This window comes from Pseudomonas sp. HMWF032, from assembly GCF_003060885.1.
GTDB lineage: Bacteria > Pseudomonadota > Gammaproteobacteria > Pseudomonadales > Pseudomonadaceae > Aquipseudomonas.
Genome location: NZ_QAIG01000011.1, coordinates 123,125 through 144,866 on the forward strand (window position 1 = coordinate 123,125; position 21,742 = coordinate 144,866).

Below are 21,742 nucleotides of genomic sequence, written 5' to 3' on the forward strand. Positions count from 1 at the left end.
CGTGCGTCGTTATTGCTGCGCCAGAAACCACCCACCTCGCCTTGATTAAGGCTCTCGGCTCCGGCCGCAGCGAAAACCGGCTCCTGACTCTGCGCCACGATGGTGCCGCCAATACTGTCACCGCCCAGGCTGACCGGGGTAATCCCGGCCAACACCTGCAACATGCCCAGGTTGCTGGGCGCTACATAGGACAAGGCCGGGTTCATGTGGTTGGGGCAGGAGGCGACCAGGTCCATGCCATCGACCTTGATGCGTAAACGGTCATTACTCAAACCGCGAATGGCCGGCAGGCTGGAAAAACCACCCGCGCCGTTAAGGCTCACGCCCGGCACATCGCGCAGCAGCGAAGCGGTATCAGAGGTCGCCGGGATCAGGCTGCTGATGCGCTCGGCGCTGGGCTGCTCGGCGACTTCAACGGGGGACTGGCCTTGCACAAGGGTATCGGGCAATTGCAGGTATTCGGCCTGCGCTTTCGGGCTGACTTCAGCGGCAACCGCCAGGGCCAGCGGGCTCATCAAACTGATAAGGGCAACAGAACGGGCGTAACGAGGTGCAGACATAGGTAAAAATCCTGTCAGGCAATGCATTCACAGCAGCGCCCCCACCTTGCAGAGGCGCGGCGACGCTGAATCAAAAGGCAACGCGAAACACACGCTGAAAAACGTGTGTCAGGCCTGACGAGGCGGTGCGCGCGATTGCGCACCGGGGAAGACACCGCCCGGCGGCAATGCGGGATCAGCGAAGGGAGAAACGACGGGGGCTGCCACCACGCGCGGAGGCACAAATGGCGAGGTGTTGAATAATGCGGGCGATGACAACAGGAGGGTGCAATAGCCGCACTTGGCCCACTCATCGGCATGCGCCTGCGGCATGTCGGATGCTTCATGGTCGCCGCACGCCAGCTCGTCGAGCCACTGCCAGTCCGTGGACGACTGCCCCAACGCCAACCCCTGACCCAGCAAAGGCCCGAGCAGCAACAGGCACATGGCCGCAAGGCCAAGCCAGTTACCGAAGCGGTGGGAGTGTTTAGGCAACACAGGAAATACCCGAGCAAAGGGGGCGCGATGATAGCCGGATCCGCCACCGCGCAGGCTGCCTGAGGCAAACCGACGCAGCGTAACCGCGCTATTAGAACCGTGTCGCTCGGGCGCGACACTGATCCAGGTCAGCCGCGCAACACACTCAAGCGCGCCGGGCTTTGCGCAACCGATGGCCGCTGACTCAAATACCGCGTGCAACTGACCCGCAAAAACGAAGCGAAATTGACCACCTCACCGCGATAGTCCATGACCTCGTCATACAGTTTGGTGATCAGTTGATTGGTGGTCATGCCATCGACTTCGGCAATCTCGCGCAGGATGTCCCAAAACTGATTTTCCAAACGCAGGGTGGTGACCACGCCGCGAATTCGCAGCGAGCGGGCACGGGACTCATACAGAATCGGATCGGCTTTGACATACAGCTCGCACATGGCAGCTCACCTCCCTGAGTGTTGGGGCCTGACGGGCCCCGGCAGTTTATAGCGTGATCTGCGTGCCGAGCAGGCCGAGGAACGCCGCCAGCCAGTTGGGGTGCGCGGGCCAGGCCGGCGCGGTGACCAGATTACCCTGCACATGCGCCTGGTCCACGGCGATATCGATATAGCGTCCGCCGGCCAGGGTCACTTCCGGTCCGCAGGCCGGGTAAGCGCTGCACTCCCGCCCTTTCAGCACGCCAGCCGCAGCGAGCAATTGCGCACCATGACAAACCGCCGCAATCGGTTTGCCGGCCTGATCAAAGGCCTGCACCAGCGCCAGCACCTGGGCATTCAGGCGCAGGTACTCTGGGGCACGGCCACCGGGGATCAGCAGCGCGTCGTAATCGCCGGCCTTAACCTGAGCGAAATCAAAGTTCAGGGCAAAGTTATGCCCCGGCTTTTCGCTGTAGGTTTGCTCGCCTTCAAAATCATGGATGGCGGTGCGCACCGTCTGCCCGGCGGTTTTGTCCGGGCATACGGCGTGCACCTGATGACCGACCATCAGCAGCGCCTGAAACGGCACCATCACTTCGTAGTCTTCGACGTAGTCGCCGACCAGCATGAGAATCTTCTTCGCTGCCATGTGCCTGCTCCTTGAATGAACCGAGAAGGCCACAGTCTGCGGCCGATGCAGCGGTCGCGGGTAATAGCCCGGTACTACAACGCAGATGGGTTGATCGACGGTCAGTGGTAGATGCGATTGAGGCGTAAAACGACGAAGCCCAACGAGACCTGTCACAACCCGTTGGGCTTCGCTGCGCTCAACGCCAACCAACAGCCGTGCTGGGCTGGGCTGGGCTGACTTATTCCAGCACTTCCTCATCACGCAGCAGCACATAGGTGCAGCCGCTGTCGTCTTCCAGGTAGTCGTGCACATAGAACATCACGACTTCACCCAGGCCCGGCTGCGCGGCGACGTAGTCACCAATGTCCACGGTGAAATGGCCCTTGGAGCCCGGCTTGGCTTCGCACTCGATACGCGCATTGACGAACAGCTCAGGCGCGCTGTCGCCGAAATAGTCCTCACGCTCTGCCGCGTCCCAATCGGCCGGTGCCTCGAACGGGCCGCAGAACAGCACCTTGGCATCACCCAGATCCACTTCCTCGGCATCCGGGTCTTGGTCATCGGCGCGGTACACCGTGCAGTCCTGTGCCTCTGGATTTTCCAGGATGGCCAGACGGGCCGCCAGTTGTTGCTCAGCATTCATAGGGTGCATAACGATCTCCGAGCGTTTTGGCGTTTAAGGGCAGGGCAAATCCAGCCGACAGTCCGCCTGCCGACAAGGCTTTGCAGGCTATGGGCTGATGCGGTTGCAACGCAAGCAATGAAATGCCCGCCATCGCCCCGCGTAAAATATTTCGCGACTTAATTTAGCGTTAAGGCTCACGGCAGACACTCGCACCCACGTTCTCAGATGAGGTTCCGGTTATGGAGCTGCCTTGGGTGTATCAAAACACTGCACTTGCACAGATCGGCCGCGAGCAGCCGCTCAGCCTCTATCTGGCCAACGCTGCCAGCCCGCGCCGCGCAGGGATTGAAGGCTTTATCGGCGAGCGCTTCGCGGCTCAGCATCAAGCGCACATCCGTCACTTTATGCCGTGCCTGCTCAGCCTGGAAGACAGCGCCGGTCAACTGCTCGGCGCGGTGGGCCTGCGCTGCGCCGCCAGTGGCCCGCTATTTTTGGAGCGCTACCTGGAACAACCGGCAGAACAGGTAATTGCCGCCCGCCAGGTGGCCAATGCGCCGCAACGGACGCAGCTGATCGAGGTCGGCAACCTGGCGGCAGGCAGTCCCGGCGCCGCGCGTTTGCTGATCGTGGCACTGACTGATCTGCTGGTGGCGCTGGGTTATCGCTGGGTGACCTTCACCGGCACCCTGGCCCTGCTCAACAGCTTCCAGCGCCTGGGCCTGACGCCTGTGCCACTGGGCCCGGCCAACCCGGAATGCCTGGGCGATGAGCAGGCCGACTGGGGCAGCTACTACGCCAACCAGCCGCAGGTGATGGCGGGCGATATCTATGCCGGCCATCAACGCCTGCTGCAGCTGGGCGCCTATCCGCGCCTGGCCCACCACGCCTTTTATGCCCTGGAGGACATGCCCGATGTGGCCTGCCGCTGAAACCCTGTTTAACCGCCTGGCCACCCTCGGCGATGCCATTGCCCTACGCGAGGGCGAACAACAACTGAGCTACGCCCAGCTGCTGAGTGAGGTCGCACAGCGCAGCAGCCAACTGCAGCAACGTGGTGCCCAGCGTGTCGCCCTGGCCCTGGACAACGGCATTGACTGGGTACTCTGGGACCTCGCCGTGCTGCATGCCGGGCTGGCCTGCGTGCCGCTGCCGAGTTTTTTCTCCGACAGCCAGCAAACCCATGTACTGGACAGCGCCAGCATCGACTGCCTGATCGGCCCGGCCACGCCATTGTTCAGCGCACAGGGCTTCAGCCCTAGCGCCCACGGCATGCTGCAGCGCTCCCAGACGCAGGTCAGCGAACTGCCAGCCGGCACCTGCAAAATCACCTACACCTCGGGCACCACCGGGCAGCCCAAGGGCGTGTGCCTGGATATCGCCACGCAACTGGCGGTGGCGCAGAGCCTGGTGCAGGCCAGCGCCAGCTGCGCGGTCGAACGCCACCTGTGCGTCCTGCCCTTGGCCACGCTGCTGGAGAACATCGCCGGGGTCTATGCCCCGCTGCTGGCCGGCGCACGGATTGAATTGATGCCGATGGCGCAGATCGGTCTGCTCGGTGCCAGCCAGTTCGATCTGCCGCGCTTTCTCGGCGCCCTGGCTCATGCGCAGCCCAATAGCCTGATCCTGCTGCCGCAGTTGCTGCTGGCGCTGGTCAGCGCCGGGGAAAACCGCCTGCCCCTGCCGAACAGCCTGGGTTTTATTGCCGTCGGCGGTGGCCGCGTCGCCAGCCAATTGCTGCAACGTGCTGACGCCCTGGGGCTGCCGGTGTTCGAGGGCTACGGCCTGTCCGAGTGTGCCTCGGTGGTGTGCCTGAACACCCCGGAAAACCGCCGTATCGGCACCGTCGGCCAACCGTTGCCACACCTGCAGGTACGCCTGGCTACAGACGGCGAGGTGATGGTCCAAGGCCCACGCCTGCTTGGTTACCTGGGCGAACCATGCCCTGACGAGGAGTGGCTGGGCACCGGTGATCTGGGCCATTTCGACGGACCATTCCTAGTACTGCACGGGCGCAAGAAACACCAGTTCATCACCGCCTTTGGCCGCAACGTCAACCCGGAATGGGTCGAGGCCGAGTTGGTCCAGCAACTGCCAATCGCCCAGGCCTGGCTGCATGGCGAAGCACTGCCGGGCAACGTTGCCGTGCTGGTGCCGCGACTCCCGAATACCCCTGACAGCCAATTGGCCGAAGCCGTGGCGACGGCCAACCAAGCCTTGCCCGACTACGCCCGCGTGCACCACTGGCTGCGCGCCGAACAACCCTTCAGCAGTGCCAACGCGCTGGCCACCAGCAATGGCCGCCTGCGCCGCACTGCCCTGTTTAACCACTACCAACACGCCATCGAGCAATTGATGGCCAGCGAATCCTGCTATGGAGATGCCTGATGAGCTTCTATGAATCCCTGCTCGAACACACCAGCGCTGAACGCAACTACCTGCTCAGTGCACCGATCATTGCCCAAGCCATGGCTGGCACCGTCAGCCTGAACAGCTACGTGGCTTTTCTCACCGAAGCCTATCACCACGTCAAGCACACCGTGCCGCTGCTGATGGCCTGTGGCGCGCGACTGCCGGAGCGACTGGAGTGGCTGCGCGAGGCCATCGCCGAATACATCGACGAAGAAAAGGGCCACCAGGAATGGGTGCTCAACGACATCGCCGCCTGCGGTGCCGATAAAGAAGCCGTGCGCAACGGCATACCCAAACTACCCACCGAACTGATGGTCAGCTACGTATACGACCGTATCGCGCGGCATAACCCGGTGAGTTTCTTCGGCATGGTCAACGTACTGGAAGGCACCAGCATCGCCCTGGCCACCCAGGTGGCCGGGGTGATTCAAGACAAGCTGCAGCTGCCGAACAAGGCTTTCAGTTACCTGAGTTCCCACGGCAGCCTTGACCTGGAGCACATCGAGTTCTTCAAGCGCCTGATGAATCAGCTCGACAACGACGATGACAAGGCCGCCGTGGTGCACACCGCCAAGGTGGTCTACCGCCTGTATGGCGACATGTTCCGCAGCCTGCCCCTGAGTGTGTGAGGACTCGCGATGAATATTGCTGAATGCCGCGCCGTGATCACCGGCGCCAGTGGCGGAATCGGCCAGGCGCTGGTCGCCGCCCTGCTCAACGAAGGCGCCCAACTGCTGCTGGTCGGGCGTCAAACCGAAACCTTGCACACACTGGCGCAGGCCAACCCCGGCAAAGTCACGGTAGTGGCCGCCGACATCCGCCAGCGCAGCGGTCGTGAGGCGGTGGTCGCGGCGGCGCAGCGCTTTGGCGGCATCAATACGCTGATCAACGCCGCCGGGGTTAATCATTTCGGCCTGCTGGAGCAGCATGACGAAAGTGCCATCGCCGAGCTGATCGAACTCAACGTCACCGCCACCCTGCAACTGACCCATCGCCTGCTGCCGCTGCTGCGGCAACAGGGCCGGGCGCTGGTGGTCAACCTCGGTTCGACCTTCGGCTCCATCGGCTACCCCGGTTTCACCGCTTACTGCGCCAGCAAATTTGCCCTGCGCGGGTTCTCCGAAGCCCTGCGCCGCGAACTGGCCGACACCCCGATCAAGGTTCTCTACTTCGCCCCGCGCGCCACCCAAACCCGCATGAACGCCGCCAACGTGGTGGCCATGAATGACGAGCTCAAGGTGGCCATGGACGCCCCCAATAGCGTCGCACTGCAATTACTGGCGGCGATTCGCCGCGAGAAAGAAGAGCGCTACCTGGGCTGGCCGGAACAGCTCTTCGTGCGCCTCAACAGCCTGCTGCCGCGCCTGGTCGACCAGGCCCTGCGCAAACAACTGCCGATCATCCAGCGCTTTGCCCGAAGCAAACCCTAAGAGGACACCCCAATGAAGCTTATCCGTAGCGCCGCCTGCACCCTGCTCTGCCTCACCAGCCTGCCCAGCTTTGCCCTCAGCGAACAGGGTCAGACTCAGCTGCAAACCCTGCAGAATCGTTGGGCTGAGATCAACTATCAGTTGCCCGAGGAACAACGCGAAAAAGCCTTCGCCAGCCTCAGCGAACAGGCGCAAAAAGCTGTCGCCGCTGAGCCTAATGCCGCCGAACTGCGGATCTGGAACGGCATCATCCTCAGCACCTACGCCGGCGCCAAGGGCGGCCTGGGGGCGCTGGGTCTGGTCAAGGAGGCCAAGGCCAGCCTGGAGCAGGGCCTGGCACTCGACCCCAAGGCGCTGTCCGGTTCGGCCTACACCAGCCTCGGCAGCCTGTACTACCAGGTGCCCGGCTGGCCAGTGGGCTTTGGCGATGACGAGAAGGCCGAAGTCATGCTCAAGCAGGCCTTGGCGATCAACCCGGACGGCATCGACCCCAACTACTTCTATGGCGACTACCTGGCCCGTGCCAAACGCTTCGACGAAGCCAAGGCCGCTCTGGAGAAAGCCCTGCAGGCCCCACCACGCCCTGATCGCCAGTCCGCCGATGACGGTCGCAAGCAGGACATTCAAACCTTGCTGAACAAGGTCAATGCCCAGCTGCAGTGATAGGCTGGTGTATGTTGCTTGCCCTGCATGCCGATTTATCCCCGCAGGGCAGGCCCCAATCAATTAACTCGGAAACGCCTGTCATGCGCATTCTGCTGGTCGAAGACGACAACGCCCTCGGTGAAGGTATCCGCACGGCACTCAAGCCCGAAGGTTACACAGTCGACTGGGTGCAGGATGGCAGCAGCGCGCTGCATGCGCTGACCTGTGAGAGCTTCGAGTTGGCCATCCTCGACCTGGGTCTGCCACGCATGGACGGCCTGCAGGTGCTCAAGCACCTGCGCGCCGCTGCCAACCCGGTGCCGGTGCTGGTACTGACCGCCCGTGACGCCACCAGCGACCGCATCGCCGGGCTGGATGCCGGGGCCGATGATTACCTGATCAAACCCTTCGATGTCGCCGAACTCAAAGCCCGCATGCGTGCCCTGTTGCGGCGCAGTTTCAACCGCCCGCAGCCGGCGCTGGAATACCGCGGTATCAGCCTTGATCCGGTCAGCCAGGCCGTCAGCTATCAGGGCCAGGCGGTCAATCTGCCGCGCAAGGAGTTTCTCCTGCTGCACGAACTGCTCGCCCAGCCAGGCCGGGTGATGACCCGCGACAAGCTGCAACAGGCACTCTATGGCTGGGATGAGGAGCTGGAAAGCAACGCCCTGGAAGTGCACGTGCACCACCTGCGCAAGAAGTTCTTTCCCGAGCTGATCCGCACCGTGCGCGGCGTCGGCTACCTGGTGGATAAACCCGTATGACGTCCATTCGCGCCCGAACGCTGCTGTTGGTGCTCGGCTTGCTCAGCCTGTCGATGACGCTTATTTCCTATAAAAGTTATCGCGATGCCCAACATGAAATCGAAGAGCTTTTCGATGCCCAACTGGCACAAACCGCGCGTGTACTGGCGGGGCTGGTAGGACGTGGCATGCTGCAAAGCGAACGTGACAACCTGCAGAGAACACTCAACCAGGCCTTGCAGAATCACCAGGTCAACGACAACACAACGACTCAGGCAGGACACGCCTACGAAGGCAAACTGGCATTCCAGGTTCTCGATGAGCAGGGCGAGCTGCTGTTGCAATCTGCCAGTGCGCCGACTGGCGTATTGGCGCAGATGGTGGCCGAGTTCCACCGCTTCGACAACGACGCGCATCAGCATGCCGATGGTGAAACGCTCTCCAGCCTGAGTGCCCATCTGATCGGTTATCACACGGTCCCCCTCAACGGCCACCACTGGCGGCTGTTCATGCTCAATGATGCGACCGATCAACACATGATTCTGGTCGCCGAGCGTGAAGATGTGCGCGGTGAACTGGTCAAGAAAATTGCCTTGCGCAGCTTGCTACCCGACCTGATTGGCCTGCCCTTGCTGGCGCTGCTGGTCTGGCTGGCAATTGGCTGGGGATTGCGCCCCTTGCAGCGCATGGCCGAACTGATCAAGGCCCGCGCACCTGACAACCTCGCCCCACTGATACTTGAGCCCCTGCCTGCCGAACTGGAACCGATGGGCGCCTCGCTCAACCGCCTGCTGATGCAGGTCAACCTGCTGCTGGATCAGGAAAAGCGCTTTATCGCCGATGCCGCCCACGAACTGCGCACCCCCTTGGCGGTGCTGCGCATCCACGCCCAGAACGCCCTGGAAGCACCCGACCCACAAGACCGCAATGAAGCGTTGCGCCTGCTGGGTACTGGCGTGGAACGCGCCACCCGGGTAGTCGCGCAGCTCCTGACTCTGGCCCGACTGGACCCCACTGTGGTGCAACTGGCCATGGGCGAGTTGGACCTGCTCGGCTATGTGCGTAACGAGCTGGCGGAGCTCATCCCACTGGCTCTGGCGCGCCAACAGGAACTCAATCTGGATGCCCCGGAGCCGGCGGATTATCAGCTGCTGGCCGATGGCCCGAGCCTTGGCACACTGTTGCAGAATCTGATCAGCAATGCCGTGCAGTACACCCCTGACGGCGGGCGCATTCAGGTGCAGTTGGACGCTCAGGCGGATGCCATCGTGCTGCGCGTGCAGGACAGCGGACCCGGCGTCGATGAGGCGCAGCGGGAAAAACTCTTCGAGCGGTTCTATCGGCTGGGTACAGGCCAAGGTGCTGGATTGGGCCTGTCCATCGTGTTGCGGGTGGTCGAACTGCACCGCGGCAGCATCAGCCTTGGCGACTCACCATTGGGTGGACTGGAAGTCGCAGTGCGCCTGCCCAGACGCTAACGCGTACTGCCCCGGCGCAGGGCGCGCTCTTCGCGGAGCGCCTGTTGCTGCACTTCGGCCAGCACTTCCTGCACATAGTCAATATGCCGGTTGGACAGCGCGCGGGCGTCTTCGGCGCGGCCGTCGATAATCGCCTGATACAGCGCGCGGTGCTGCTCGATCAGCATGTCGCGGGTTTCATCACGCTGCGCGTACATGCCGCCAATATTGGTCACCACGTTGCGCTTGAGCAGGTCGAACAGCCCGCGAATGGTGTGCAGCAGTACGGCGTTGTGGCTGGCTTCGGCAATCGCCAGGTGGAAGTTGGCATCGGCTGCCCCTTCTTCGGCGCGAGTCACCTTGCCGCTGCGGCTGTAGCAATCCTGCAGGGCCGCAAAGGCTTCATTCAGACGCTGACGATCCAACTCGGTGGCGCGCTGGGCGGCGTAAAAGGCACAGGAGCCTTCCAGGGTGTGACGAAACTCCAGCAGGTCGCGCTGGGCTTCGGGGTTACTTTCCAGCAGGTGCAGCAACGGATCACTGAACGTCGACCCCAGGGTTTCCGCCACATAGTTGCCGCCGCCATGCCGACTGACCAGCAGCCCCTTGGCCACCAGTTTCTGAATCGCCTCACGCAGTGATGGCCGAGAGACACCAAACTGCTCGGCCAGAACCCGCTCGGCGGGCAAGCGTTCGCCGGCCTTGAGCGTGCCCTCGAGGATCATGGTTTCCAGTTGGCTGACGATATCGTCCGACAAACGGCGCTGCTGTACCTGACCAAACCCCATAAACCAATCGACTCCGTAAACAAGCACTCAGAACGCACTAGGCCGGCGTTACTGCTCCTAGCTCTGGCAGCCTAACCAGTGGCGCAATGCCTAACAAGCTACTGCCGCACTCGCCGCCTACAACAAAAGTCGTAGGCGGACAAATTGACGCACACGCGCTTTAGCTTTTATTCTGCCCCACAGCACAGGGTAATTGGTATTACCAATTTACAAGGCACGCACAGCCTCACTGCGTGCTGTTTAACCCGCGCTCCCAACCAACAACAATTAGTGGGTCCTCACCATGCAAACATGGCAACAGCTCTACACACCGCTCGGCAGCCTAAGTCTGTCCGCGCTGGCAGCTCTGATTCCGATTGTATTTTTCTTCCTGGCCCTTGCCGTGTTCCGCATGAAAGGCCATGTGGCGGGCGCGATCACCCTGGCACTGTCGCTGGTCGTTGCCATCGCCGCCTTTGGCATGCCCGCCAGCATGGCGTTCGCCTCGGCAGGTTACGGTTTTGCTTACGGCCTGTGGCCGATTGCCTGGATCATCGTCGCGGCGGTGTTCCTCTACAAACTCACGGTAAAAAGTGGTCAGTTCGAGATTATTCGCAGCTCAGTGCTGTCGATCACCGACGACCAACGCCTGCAGGTGCTGCTGATCGGCTTCTCCTTCGGCGCGTTCCTTGAAGGTGCGGCCGGTTTCGGCGCACCGGTGGCAATTACTGCCGCGCTGCTGGTTGGCCTGGGCTTCAACCCGCTGTATGCAGCCGGTCTGTGCCTGATCGCCAATACCGCGCCGGTGGCCTTCGGCGCACTGGGTATCCCAATCATCGTGGCCGGCCAAGTCACCGGTATCGACCCATTCAAGATAGGCGCCATGGCCGGCCGCCAACTGCCAATTCTGTCGATCATCGTGCCGTTCTGGCTGGTGGCGATGATGGACGGCTGGCGCGGCATCAAGGAAACCTGGCCCGCCGCCCTGGTGGCCGGCGTGAGCTTTGCCATCACCCAGTTCTTCACCTCCAACTACATTGGCCCAGAATTGCCGGATATCACCTCGGCGCTGGTCAGCCTGGTTTGCCTGACCCTGTTCCTCAAGGTCTGGAGCCCAAGCCGCGCGGCCGAGCCGGAAGTGGTCGGCGTGTCTGCCGGGGGCGCAGCAATCGTTGGCGGTTTCGGTGGCCCGCGCAGCACCACGCCGTCGCCTTACAGCTTCGGGCAGATCCTCAAAGCCTGGTCGCCATTCCTGATTCTCACCGTGCTGGTCACCATCTGGACCCTGAAACCCTTCAAGGCCCTGTTTGCCGCTGGCGGCGCGATGTACAGCACGGTGTTCAACTTCGCCATTCCGTACCTCGACCAACTGGTGATCAAGACCGCGCCAATCGTTACTGCCGCCACCGCCATGCCGGCGGTGTTCAAGCTCGACCCGATTTCGGCCACCGGTACAGCGATCTTCTTCTCCGCACTGATCTCGATGCTGGTGCTGAAGATCAACGCCAAAACTGGTCTGACCACATTCAAGGAAACCCTGATTGAACTGAAGTGGCCGATCCTGTCGATCGGCATGGTGCTGGCGTTCGCCTTCGTCACCAACTACTCGGGCATGTCCAGCACCCTGGCGCTGGTCCTGGCCGGTACCGGCGTGCTGTTCCCGTTCTTCTCGCCGTTCCTCGGCTGGCTGGGCGTGTTCCTCACTGGTTCGGATACCTCGTCCAATGCCCTGTTCAGCTCGCTGCAGGCCACCACCGCCCAGCAGATCGGCGTCGACCAGACCTTGCTGGTAGCGGCCAATACCAGCGGCGGTGTAACCGGCAAGATGATCTCGCCGCAATCGATTGCCGTGGCGTGCGCTGCGACCGGCATGGTCGGTAAGGAGTCCGATCTGTTCCGCTTTACCCTCAAGCACAGCCTGATCTTCGCCACCTTCGTCGGCCTGATCACCATGGCTCAGGCCTATTGGCTGACCGGCATGCTGGTGCACTAGAGCGCTACCGCCGGGCCGCTGGCCCGGCACTTTCATTACGGGAACCTGCCCCCATGATCATTTCTGCCTCCACCGACTACCGCGCCGCCGCGCAACGCCGGCTGCCGCCGTTTCTGTTTCACTACATCGACGGCGGTGCCTATGCCGAGCACACGCTCAAGCGCAACGTCGCCGACCTGGCGGACATTGCCCTGCGCCAACGCGTGCTGCGCAACATGTCGGAACTGAGCCTGGAAACCCGCCTGTTCAACGAAACCCTGAGCATGCCGGTGGCCCTGGCCCCGGTCGGCCTGACTGGCATGTACGCCCGTCGCGGTGAGGTGCAAGCCGCCAAGGCCGCCGCCGCCAAGGGCATTCCCTTTACCCTGTCCACCGTGTCGGTGTGCCCGATTGAAGAAGTCGCGCCGGCCATCGACCGGCCGATGTGGTTTCAGCTGTATGTGCTGAAAGACCGCGGCTTTATGAAAAACGCTCTGGAGCGCGCCAAAGCTGCTGGCGTCACCACCCTGGTGTTTACCGTGGACATGCCCGTACCCGGCGCACGCTACCGCGACGCCCACTCCGGCATGAGCGGCCCGAACGCCCCCGTGCGCCGTATGCTGCAAGCCATGACCCACCCGCGCTGGGCCTGGGATGTCGGCCTGCTCGGCAAGCCCCACGACCTGGGCAATATCTCCGCCTACCGGGGCAACCCCACGGGCCTGGCCGACTACATCGGCTGGCTGGGCAACAATTTCGACCCCTCGATCAGCTGGAAAGACTTGGAATGGATCCGTGAATTCTGGGACGGCCCGATGGTCATCAAGGGCATCCTCGACCCGCAGGACGCCAAGGACGCGGTGAGTTTCGGTGCCGACGGCATCGTCGTCTCCAACCACGGCGGCCGTCAGCTTGATGGCGTGATGTCCAGCGCCCGCGCCCTGCCGGCCATTGCCGATGCGGTAAAAGGCGACTTGGCGATTCTGGCCGACTCCGGCATCCGCACCGGCCTGGACGTGGTGCGCATGATCGCCCTCGGCGCGGACACGGTGATGCTCGGCCGCGCCTTTATTTATGCGCTGGCGGCTGCCGGTGGCGCAGGGGTGAGCAACCTGCTGGATTTGATCGAGAAGGAAATGCGCGTGGCCATGGTGCTGACCGGGGCCAAGTCGATCAGCGAGATCACGGCCGACTCGCTGGTGCGCGAACTGCACCACGCCGCGTCCTGACGCTGCACCTGACTTTCGGAGCCTGCATGAGCCTGCCCAGCGCCTTTCTCACCGCCGTCGAACGCCTGATCCCTGCCGAGCGTCGTTTCGATGACCCGCTGTCGACCCTGGCCTTTGGCACCGATGCCAGCTTCTACCGGCTGATTCCCAAACTGGTGGTGCGCGTCGAGGCGGAGCTGGAAGTGGTCGACCTGCTCAAACTGGCCAGCGCGCATCAGGTGCCGGTGACCTTCCGCGCCGCCGGCACCAGCCTGTCCGGCCAGGCCATCAGCGACTCGGTGCTGATCGTGCTGGGCGACAATTGGAACGGCCGGGAAATCCGCGGCCAAGGCCACCAGATCCGTCTGCAACCGGGCGTGATCGGCGCACAAGCGAACGCTGTGCTGGCCCCTTTCCAACGCAAGATCGGCCCTGATCCAGCGTCGATCAACGCCTGCAAAATCGGCGGCATCGTCGCCAACAATGCCAGCGGCATGTGCTGCGGTACGGCGCAAAACACCTACCACACCCTGGCCGGCATCCGTCTGGTGCTGGCCGACGGCACGGTGCTGGACAGCGAAGACCCACTCAGCGTCACGCGCTTTTTCGCCACCCACGCCGACCTGCTGGCGCAGCTGAACGAGCTGGGCAAACAGACCCGTGCCAACAGCGCGCTGGCCGCGAAAATCCGCCACAAATACCGCCTGAAAAACACCACCGGTCTGTCCTTGAATGCACTGGTCGACTATGACCAGCCCATCGACATCCTCAGCCACCTGTTGGTCGGCTCCGAAGGCACGCTGGGCTTTATCAGCGCGGTGACTTACAACACCGTGCCCGATCACCCGCACAAGGCCAGCGCCCTGCTGGTGTTCCCCGATGTGGAAAGCTGCTGCCGCGCGGTGACGGTGCTCAAGCAGCAGCCGGTGTCTGCCGTGGAACTGCTCGACCGGCGCAGCCTGCGCTCGGTGCAGAACAAACCCGGCATGCCGGAATGGGTCAAAAGCCTGTCTGACCACGCCTGCGCCCTGCTGATCGAATCGCGCGCCGCCAGCCAAAGCCTGCTGCACGAGCAGCTGCAACTGATCATGACGTCCATCGCTGACTTCCCACTGGAAAAGCAGGTGGATTTCAGCGAAGACCCGGCCGTTTACAACCTGCTGTGGAAGATCCGCAAAGACACCTTCCCTGCCGTCGGTGCCGTGCGCCAAACCGGCACCACAGTGATCATCGAAGACGTCACCTTCCCCATCGAACAACTCGCCGAAGGCGTTAACCGCTTACTCGCCCTGTTCGATAAGCACGGCTACGACGAGGCGATCATTTTCGGCCACGCCCTGGAAGGCAACCTGCACTTCGTCTTCACCCAAGGCTTTGACAGCGAGGCGGAAAAAGCCCGCTACGAAGCTTTTATGCAAGACGTCGCGCACCTGGTGGCCGTGGAGTTCGGCGGCTCGCTGAAGGCCGAGCACGGCACCGGGCGCAACATGGCCCCCTTCGTTGAGCTGGAATGGGGCGCGGACGCCTACCAGCTGATGTGGCAAATCAAACGCCTGCTCGACCCCCAGGGCATTCTCAACCCGGACGTGATCCTCAGCGAAGATCGCAACATTCACCTGAAACACCTCAAACCGCTGCCGGCCGCCGACGAAATCGTCGACAAGTGCATCGAGTGCGGTTTCTGTGAGCCAGTGTGCCCGTCAAAAGGGCTGACCTTGAGCCCGCGCCAGCGCATCGTGATCTGGCGCGATATTCAGGCAAAAAAGCGCGCGGGCATCGACACCCGCGAGCTGGAAGCGGCTTATCAATATCAAGGCATCGACACCTGCGCCGCCACTGGCCTGTGCGCGCAACGCTGCCCGGTGGGCATTAATACCGGCGACCTGGTGCGCCGACTGCGCGCCCGCGATGCCAACAGCCCGCGCAGTGCCGACTGGCTGGCGAATAACTTCCACCGCGCCCTGCAAGGTGCACGGCTGATGCTCTACGTGGCCAACGGCGCGCGCCGCGTCTTGGGCGCACCGTTACTGGCGCGCACTTCGGCGGCGCTGAGCAAGGCCAGTCAGGGCCGCGTGCCGCAGTGGACGCCAGCGATGCCGCAAGCCATGCAGCGCCTGCAATTGCCTGCGGTGATGGAAGATACCCGGCCACGGGTGGTCTATCTGGCCGCCTGTGTGTCTCGCGCCATGGGCCCGGCCGTGGGTGATCGCGAGCAAATGCCATTACTCGACAAAACCCGCGCGCTGCTGGAAAAAGGCGGCTTTCAGGTGGTGTTCCCGGCGGAGCTGGACACCCTCTGCTGCGGTCAGCCGTTTGCCTCCAAAGGCTATGCCGAACAAGCCGAGCGCAAGAAACAGGAGTTGATCGACGCGCTGCTCAAAGCCAGCCGTGGCGGCCTTGATCCGATCTACTGCGACACCAGCCCGTGCACCTTACGGCTGATGCAGGACGGCCTCGACAGCCGCCTGAACCTGCATGATCCGGTGAAATTTATCCGTGAGCACCTGCTCGACCGCCTGCACATCACCCCGCAGGACAAACCGGTCGCCGTGCACGTCACCTGCAGCACCCAGCACCTGGGCGAGGCACAGGGCTTGATCGATATCGTGCGGCGCTGCACCTCAGAGGTGGTGATTCCCGAAGGTATTCACTGCTGCGGCTTTGCCGGCGATAAGGGCTTTACCACACCCGAGCTGAACGACCACGCCCTGCGCAGCCTGAAGTCAGCGGTGCAGCATTGCGAGGAAGGCATCAGCACCAGCCGCACCTGTGAAATCGGCCTGAGCCAGCACGGCGGCATCGATTATCACGGGCTGGTGTATTTGCTGGACCGAGTCAGTCACGCCATCCGCTGACTCAGCCCCAAGGCCGGGCACATGTGCCCGGCCCGCTTCAGAAAGCCTGACCCAACAGGCTCAGCGCCACCTGACGCACCTGAGCCAGATCAATCGGTTTGGCCAGGCAGGCCTGCGCGCCGCGGCGACGTGCCTCGTTGAACAGATTTTCATCCGCGGCAGCGCTGATAATCAGCACCGGCACCGACTGCAGGCGCGGGTTCTGGCGCATGGCATCAAGCACCTGCAAGCCATCGCCATCGGGCAGGTCAAGATCCAGCAACAGCAGGGTCGGCGTACATTGCTCCAGGTCGGCCAGAGCACGCTGCACCGAACCTGCTCCGCGCACCTCGGCAAATTCGCGCAGTGCTTCCTGCACCACCTTCAGGCAGGCTGGGTGGTCTTCCACGCACAGCACCTCGGCCAGCGGTCGGGACTGCTGCCCTGCTGCAGTGCTCTGCTGAGCAGGCTGTAACGCGGGGGCAGCCGCGCCCGGCAGGTCAATCCAGAAGCGACTCCCCGTGCCAACCGTACTGCTAAAGCCCATTTCCCCGGCCATCAGGCTGGCCAGCTCACGGCACAGCACCAGACCAATGCCGGTACCTGGAATGCTGGAATTCTCCCGACCCAGGCGCTGGAATGGCTGAAACAGCCCCGCCTGCTGCTCAATGCTGAGCCCCGCCCCATTGTCTTCGACCCACAGCCGCACACAATCCGAGCGCACTTCGTAGCCCAGCCGAATCAGCCCCTGCGGGCTGTTGTACTTGATCGCGTTGGACAACAGGTTAAGCAGCACCTGGCGCACCCGCCGCGGGTCCGCCTGCACATACAGCCCTGCATCCGACTCGGCCAGTACCTGCAACTGCAGTTGCCGCTGCTGCACATCCGGCAGTACCAGCTCGGCGCAACCATGCAACAGCGCACCCACTTCAACCGGTTGCAGCTTGAGCTGCTGGCGACGGCTCTCGATGCTCGACAGGTCAAGAATGTCATCCACCAGAGCAGTCAGGTGCCGGCTGGCATTAACGATCTCACGGGCGTAGTCGGCCTCCTGCTTGGCATCGGGCTTTTCCTGAACCTCCAGTTCGATCAACTGACCAAAGCCGTAAATCGCATTGAGCGGCGTGCGCAGTTCATGGCTCATGCTCGACAGAAAACGGCTCTTGGCCTGACTGGCAGCCTGGGCCTCCAGGCTGGTGCGACGCAGGTCTTCCTGCACCTGCTTGAGGCGGGTGATATCGACATGGGTGCCGGCCGCGCGCAAGGCGCGCCCATCAGCGCCACGCTCCAGGACTTTGCCGCGACTGAGCAGCCAAACATAATCGCCCTGCGCATCGGCGTAGCGATACTCGGCCTCGAAACGATCCTCACTACTGCTGGCAAACAGCTGACGCAGGTGGCGGATACGCTCCAGATCATTGGGATGCACACGCTGGTTAAACTCGCTGAAGGCCATGCGCGCCTGTGTCAGCCCGAAGCGTTTGAGAAAACGCTCGCTGAGGCTGATGCTCATGGTTTGCGCGTCAACCTCCCAAAGGCTTTCGGTGGTGCTTTCCAGCACCAGTTGGAGAATCCGCTGCGCCTCGACCCGCTGCGTTTCACTGGCCTGCAATTGCTCACCGGTCTGCTGCACGGCCTTGGCCATACTCACCAACTCATCGATCTGGCTACTCTGCGCCGCCGGTTGGTAATTGCCCTGCCCCAGCTCGCGCATCATGCCAATAACCCCATCAATCGGCTGCACCAATTGCTCACTCAGCCGCCGCGAACGCAACCACATCAGCGCAAAGAACAGCAGATAGAACAACACCAGACCGAGAATCAGCAGATAACCGATGTACAGGTAGCGCTCAGCCAGGCGGTTGGTCTCACTGAAGATATTGGCTTCATCCACCACCAGCAGCAGCTGCCAGCCGGTCTGCGGAATCTCGCTCCAGGCAATCAACTGCTTGCGCCCACCGAGCATGACCTCCTGCACATTGCCCTGTCCTGCGGTCATGGCCTGCAGCAGCGGCTGCATCTCGGCACGCTTGCCCAGATTGAAGTCCTCAGGCTTGAGTACCTCGCGGCGCACGGCCTCGGCATAGGAGTATTCAGTCAGCTCGCGCAGGCCGAAATCCTCTTCACCCGCTTGCGGCAAAGCCATGATGTTATGGTCGCGGCTGACCAGCATGGCGTAACCCTTCCACGGCACATCCAGCTCACCGATCTCGCCGAGCATCTGCCCCACGGTGATATCCAGTCCCACCACCCCTTCCAGAAAATCACCGCGATAAACCGGTGCCACGGCCGACATCATCCAGCCCATGCCTGCTGGATCGAGGTAGACGTCAGTCCAGGCCACCTTGCGCTCCGGGTTGTGCTTGGCGTCAGCCAGGTAATAGAAGTTGTAATCGGGTATCACCATGTCATGGGGATATTGCTCGTGCGTCATGAAAAAAGGGTAGATGCGGTTATAGCTGTCCCAACTGTTGAAGTAGGCCGCCGCCACCCGTGGGTTGGCCTTCTGAATCGAGCGCATCAGCGGATCAAGCTGCGACAGCCGCATTGCCTTGCCATGATCCTGCTGCGCCACGGGCGTGCTGTTGGCATAAAAGGACGCCGCACGACCATCGTCGCTGCGGGTGTAATACACCCCATTGTCCGTTAGGGCATGACGCTGGCGCTCCAGCTCATCGGGCTGAAAGCGTTGATCAAGCAAGGCATTCAGTGCTGCATCCCGAAAAATCTGCACCTGCGCCTCAACCGAACGCAGACGCCCATCAATCACCTGACCTTCACGCTGAACCGCCGCTGCCAAGTCCTTAAGGGCGCTCTCCTGCAGATGCTCGATCTGCGCATCGCGAATCGCGGCATTGCTCAGCAAATACACCGTGATCAACACTGACTCGACAAGAATCAACGGGATCAGGGCGCTCTGCACAAAAGCGCGCCAGATCCACTGGCGCAAGGGATAACGCGGTACACGCGACATACGGCAATCTCATCCAGAACAGTCGGTTATGCAGACAACCATCATAGCCGGCTACGCCCTGACGCGTCCGCAGACAAATGCCGGGTCGACGCTGTGGAACCTTTGGCGTAAACTCGCGTCCCAGTAGCAGAGCAAAAGTTTCGGGGCCGATTAGGATTCGACGCCGGTAGCGAAGCTCGAGGTGCATGCCGACTTGGTAACAGAAGTCGTAAATCCACTGTTGCAACTTTCTATAGTTGCCAATGACGAAAACTACGAGGGCTACGCTCTCGCTGCGTAAGCGGCGCGACTAGTCCTTCTGGTAGCTTCGGCTCCAGCGATCACTAGGGGATGCCTGTAAACCTGAAGTGATTGTCATGCAGAACAGGATCGCCGCGTAGTACGTTGTGGACGAAGTGGCTAAAACTTACACAACTCGTCCAAAGCACCCTGCCCGTCGGGCGGCTGCGGATTAACTCAATAGACACGGCTAAGCATGTAGTACCGACAGTGGAGAACTGGCGGACGGGGGTTCAAATCCCCCCGGCTCCACCAATTAGAAACACCTTAAGCCCCTGATTTTCCTAGAGAAAGTCAGGGGTTTTTGCTTTCGACACTTGTCGACTGTCCCGAAAGTGTCACGTTTCAATCAAGAGCTGCTGAATGCGTTCGATGTCCATCGACTCCCCATTTCCATAGAAGTCTCTCGATCGTGCGAAATTGCACTTACCTGACCAGTCGTACGCAGCAGTGATGACCGGCAGAGAACGGCCAAAAGCGGACGCTTAGACTGGTGTTTCCATCCACCGGGAGCCGACTTATCCCCAATCTAATAGCGCCCCACACTGGCCATTCCTTAAGCCCGCCTGTTAGATTATCAACCGGTTTTCCGCGCCTCTCATCGGTGGGTGACGCAGCCAGGAGAACTGAGGTAGTCAAAGGACCTAGAGAGGACAAACGGATGCAACTGGACGCCAAAGCCACCTCGGCATTTCTCAAAGCACTCCAAACGCTTTCCGATGAGCATGGGCTGGGTATAGACACTGCAGCGCTAGCAGCTACTCAGCAGGCACACTCCCAAGACGCCAGTTTCTATCTGCAAACTCTCTTTGCCCATCGCACTGTCAGCCACAACGAGGAGCAGGGAGAAGATCCCATCGGCGCGTATCCACGTCTTCTCCTTGCCTACGCCGAAGCCAGCGGCGGCTCGTTTGTGCCTTCGAACATCGAAGCTGACTCCGACGATGGCTGGGACAGCCTGACACTAGAGTTCCACCATGCCGGTAAAAAACAGCGTATCAAGGTCAATGGGGTGGAGGACTCTGACTGGTTCACAGACGATTTCGTCAAAGCACTGAATCGTTTCGCCAAGCGAGCGAACCTGCCTGGGCGCTGGGTGGACTTCCACAACGGAGATGACGCTTGCACCAGCATCTATGTGCCCGAGGCGGCACAGGCACGGTTCAAGGCCCTGCGAAAGAAGTACACCACGGTCGCAGAGGAAGATGCACCGACCTCACCCACTGAGGCAAGACTGCTCGCTGTCAAACGTTCCCCGGCACCAGAGAGTCGCCTAGACAAAGCGCAAATGGAACTGCGAAAAGCTGCCTGGGCCGATATCAAGTTTCGCCTGCAGTACGCTAAGTGCCGGGTCTCGCTGAAAGCATGTGAGGCCTATTTCATTCGGGGCAAGGAACCCAATATCGAGCCCTATGAAAGCGACCCGCTGCCCTTGGTCTATCGTCTGTGGTTGGCCCCGGATCAAAGCATTGAAAGTTGGGTGAAGATTACTGAGCGCCTGCTTGCTGGGCCTACGCAATGGACGACTAATGTCAGCATTGAGCCCACCGGCGATCGTGGGTCATGGTCGGAAGTCGGCAGAGGGCCTCTTGGGGACCACATAATCGCTGGAAGCCTTTCCGCTTCGTACGAGGTTTTGGTTCAGAAAGCCGGCGCCCGTTATTTTGATGGCAGCGAGCCTTTCTCCGGATCCGATGTCATTCCCCCACTCGGTTTCATGGGCGGGTGTGAAAAAAAGCTTTATCACTTCCTCAGTGGGCAAACACCTGGCAGCGAGCACCTGCAGTACGACGGCAAAAAGCTGTTCGCCCCCGGCGGCTATTTTGGTCGCATCTACTACGCCGATACATGCAGGTGGCTGGATGGCACGGCTCCCAGCAATCCCTACTGCCTATACAACTACATGGGGGCGCACTGGGTCAGGAGCATGGATGCCTCCAATATGGCGACTATCGAACACGATGAAGGCGCACGATTTTATTTGAGCTGTTTCCTGGTATTGGTTGCACGCTATCCGGAATCGGGCGTCGAACCTGAGCGCGCAGCCTACTGCAGTGAGGTGCGGCAGTTGCTGAACGCGGGACCATTGCTTGAGCCGCTCAATACCATGTGGAACCAAGCTAAGAATGAACGTGGTCGCGTTGATTTGAATGCATATATGCAGGAACCTCCGCTCTACATTGCTGAGTTTCAGTAGCCGCTTACCGCATGTGAGCAGCTTGAGAAGCTGATATTTTCTAATCCCGAGCGTCCGCATCTAGCCGATACGTGCCGTTGACGAGCAACAGCGTTGGGTCGCTCGCTGACAGCCAGAACTA

18 protein-coding genes and 1 other RNA gene are annotated in these 21,742 nt (G+C 61.5%); 12 read left to right on the plus strand and 7 right to left on the minus strand.

The features are described 5' to 3' along the window. From DBR00_RS20820 to DBR00_RS15805, 5 genes are all read right to left on the minus strand, one after another. Nucleotides 1–560, minus strand: a 560-nt coding sequence (locus DBR00_RS20820; protein WP_218276630.1) for a TonB-dependent receptor plug domain-containing protein, incomplete at its 3' end; no start/stop codon positions are given. A 108-nt stretch (nucleotides 561–668) separates the two neighbouring features. Continuing rightward, the gene (locus tag DBR00_RS15790) at nucleotides 669–1,037 is read right to left on the minus strand and encodes a DUF2946 domain-containing protein (protein ID WP_146180698.1); all 369 of its coding nucleotides are present in this window, start codon (nucleotides 1,035–1,037) and stop codon (nucleotides 669–671) included. A gap of 128 nt (nucleotides 1,038–1,165) precedes the next feature. Further along, nucleotides 1,166–1,471, minus strand: coding sequence for a ribbon-helix-helix domain-containing protein (locus DBR00_RS15795; RefSeq protein ID WP_108488900.1), 306 nt, complete (start codon nucleotides 1,469–1,471; stop codon nucleotides 1,166–1,168). Nucleotides 1,472–1,517: 46 nt separating this feature from the next. Beyond that, nucleotides 1,518–2,099 carry a DJ-1/PfpI family protein gene (locus DBR00_RS15800; RefSeq protein ID WP_108488901.1) on the minus strand — a complete coding sequence of 194 codons (582 nt, stop codon included), beginning with the start codon at nucleotides 2,097–2,099 and terminating at the stop codon, nucleotides 1,518–1,520. A 220-nt stretch (nucleotides 2,100–2,319) separates the two neighbouring features. Further along, nucleotides 2,320–2,733 carry a hypothetical protein gene (locus DBR00_RS15805; RefSeq protein WP_256583043.1) on the minus strand — a complete coding sequence of 138 codons (414 nt, stop codon included), beginning with the start codon at nucleotides 2,731–2,733 and terminating at the stop codon, nucleotides 2,320–2,322. Nucleotides 2,734–2,945: 212 nt separating this feature from the next. On the opposite strand from DBR00_RS15805, the gene DBR00_RS15810 reads away from it, so the two are divergent. From DBR00_RS15810 to DBR00_RS15840, 7 genes are all read left to right on the plus strand, one after another. Further along, nucleotides 2,946–3,635, plus strand: coding sequence for a thermostable hemolysin (locus tag DBR00_RS15810; protein ID WP_108488903.1), 690 nt, complete (start codon nucleotides 2,946–2,948; stop codon nucleotides 3,633–3,635). Continuing rightward, the gene (locus DBR00_RS15815; RefSeq protein ID WP_108488904.1) at nucleotides 3,619–5,091 is read left to right on the plus strand and encodes an AMP-binding protein; all 1,473 of its coding nucleotides are present in this window, start codon (nucleotides 3,619–3,621) and stop codon (nucleotides 5,089–5,091) included. Before DBR00_RS15810 ends, DBR00_RS15815 begins: the two co-directional genes overlap by 17 nt. Beyond that, nucleotides 5,091–5,744 carry a TenA family transcriptional regulator gene (locus DBR00_RS15820; RefSeq protein ID WP_108488905.1) on the plus strand — a complete coding sequence of 218 codons (654 nt, stop codon included), beginning with the start codon at nucleotides 5,091–5,093 and terminating at the stop codon, nucleotides 5,742–5,744. Before DBR00_RS15815 ends, DBR00_RS15820 begins: the two co-directional genes overlap by 1 nt. A 9-nt stretch (nucleotides 5,745–5,753) precedes the next feature. After that, nucleotides 5,754–6,545, plus strand: coding sequence for an SDR family oxidoreductase (locus DBR00_RS15825; protein WP_108488906.1), 792 nt, complete (start codon nucleotides 5,754–5,756; stop codon nucleotides 6,543–6,545). Between the two features lie 12 nt (nucleotides 6,546–6,557). Further along, nucleotides 6,558–7,208, plus strand: a complete 651-nt coding sequence (locus DBR00_RS15830; RefSeq protein WP_108488907.1) for a tetratricopeptide repeat protein — start codon at nucleotides 6,558–6,560, stop codon at nucleotides 7,206–7,208. Nucleotides 7,209–7,291: 83 nt separating this feature from the next. Continuing rightward, nucleotides 7,292–7,954, plus strand: coding sequence for a response regulator transcription factor (locus tag DBR00_RS15835; RefSeq protein WP_108488908.1), 663 nt, complete (start codon nucleotides 7,292–7,294; stop codon nucleotides 7,952–7,954). After that, complete coding sequence (locus DBR00_RS15840) at nucleotides 7,951–9,411, plus strand: ATP-binding protein (RefSeq protein WP_108488909.1); 1,461 nt, start codon at nucleotides 7,951–7,953, stop codon at nucleotides 9,409–9,411. The genes DBR00_RS15835 and DBR00_RS15840 overlap by 4 nt, the downstream gene beginning before the upstream one ends. Here DBR00_RS15840 and DBR00_RS15845 read toward each other — a convergent pair. Further along, nucleotides 9,408–10,178 (minus strand): FCD domain-containing protein, encoded by a 771-nt coding sequence (locus tag DBR00_RS15845; RefSeq protein WP_108488910.1) that lies wholly within the window; start codon nucleotides 10,176–10,178, stop codon nucleotides 9,408–9,410. The two genes, DBR00_RS15840 and DBR00_RS15845, sit on opposite strands and share 4 nt — an antisense overlap. A gap of 283 nt (nucleotides 10,179–10,461) precedes the next feature. Between DBR00_RS15845 and DBR00_RS15850 the strand changes: the two genes are divergently transcribed. From DBR00_RS15850 to DBR00_RS15860, 3 genes are read left to right on the plus strand one after another with little or no spacing between them, the layout of a single operon-like run. Further along, nucleotides 10,462–12,150, plus strand: a complete 1,689-nt coding sequence (locus DBR00_RS15850) for a lactate permease LctP family transporter (RefSeq protein ID WP_108488911.1) — start codon at nucleotides 10,462–10,464, stop codon at nucleotides 12,148–12,150. Between the two features lie 53 nt (nucleotides 12,151–12,203). Beyond that, nucleotides 12,204–13,358, plus strand: coding sequence for an FMN-dependent L-lactate dehydrogenase LldD (lldD, locus tag DBR00_RS15855; RefSeq protein WP_108488912.1), 1,155 nt, complete (start codon nucleotides 12,204–12,206; stop codon nucleotides 13,356–13,358). A 26-nt stretch (nucleotides 13,359–13,384) separates the two neighbouring features. Continuing rightward, the gene (locus tag DBR00_RS15860; protein WP_108488913.1) at nucleotides 13,385–16,192 is read left to right on the plus strand and encodes an FAD-binding and (Fe-S)-binding domain-containing protein; all 2,808 of its coding nucleotides are present in this window, start codon (nucleotides 13,385–13,387) and stop codon (nucleotides 16,190–16,192) included. 37 nt (nucleotides 16,193–16,229) lie between these two features. Here the strand turns inward: DBR00_RS15860 and DBR00_RS15865 are convergent, their stop codons facing one another. Further along, on the minus strand, nucleotides 16,230–19,145 hold the full coding sequence (locus DBR00_RS15865) for an ATP-binding protein (RefSeq protein WP_108488914.1): 2,916 nt from the start codon (nucleotides 19,143–19,145) through the stop codon (nucleotides 16,230–16,232). Nucleotides 19,146–19,287: 142 nt separating this feature from the next. On the opposite strand from DBR00_RS15865, the gene ssrA reads away from it, so the two are divergent. Beyond that, nucleotides 19,288–19,679, plus strand: a transfer-messenger RNA (tmRNA) gene (gene ssrA, locus DBR00_RS15870). Between the two features lie 406 nt (nucleotides 19,680–20,085). Beyond that, entirely contained in the window at nucleotides 20,086–21,621 is a 1,536-nt protein-coding gene (locus tag DBR00_RS15875) for a hypothetical protein (RefSeq protein ID WP_108488915.1), read from the plus strand. Nucleotides 21,622–21,742 lie beyond the last annotated feature (121 nt).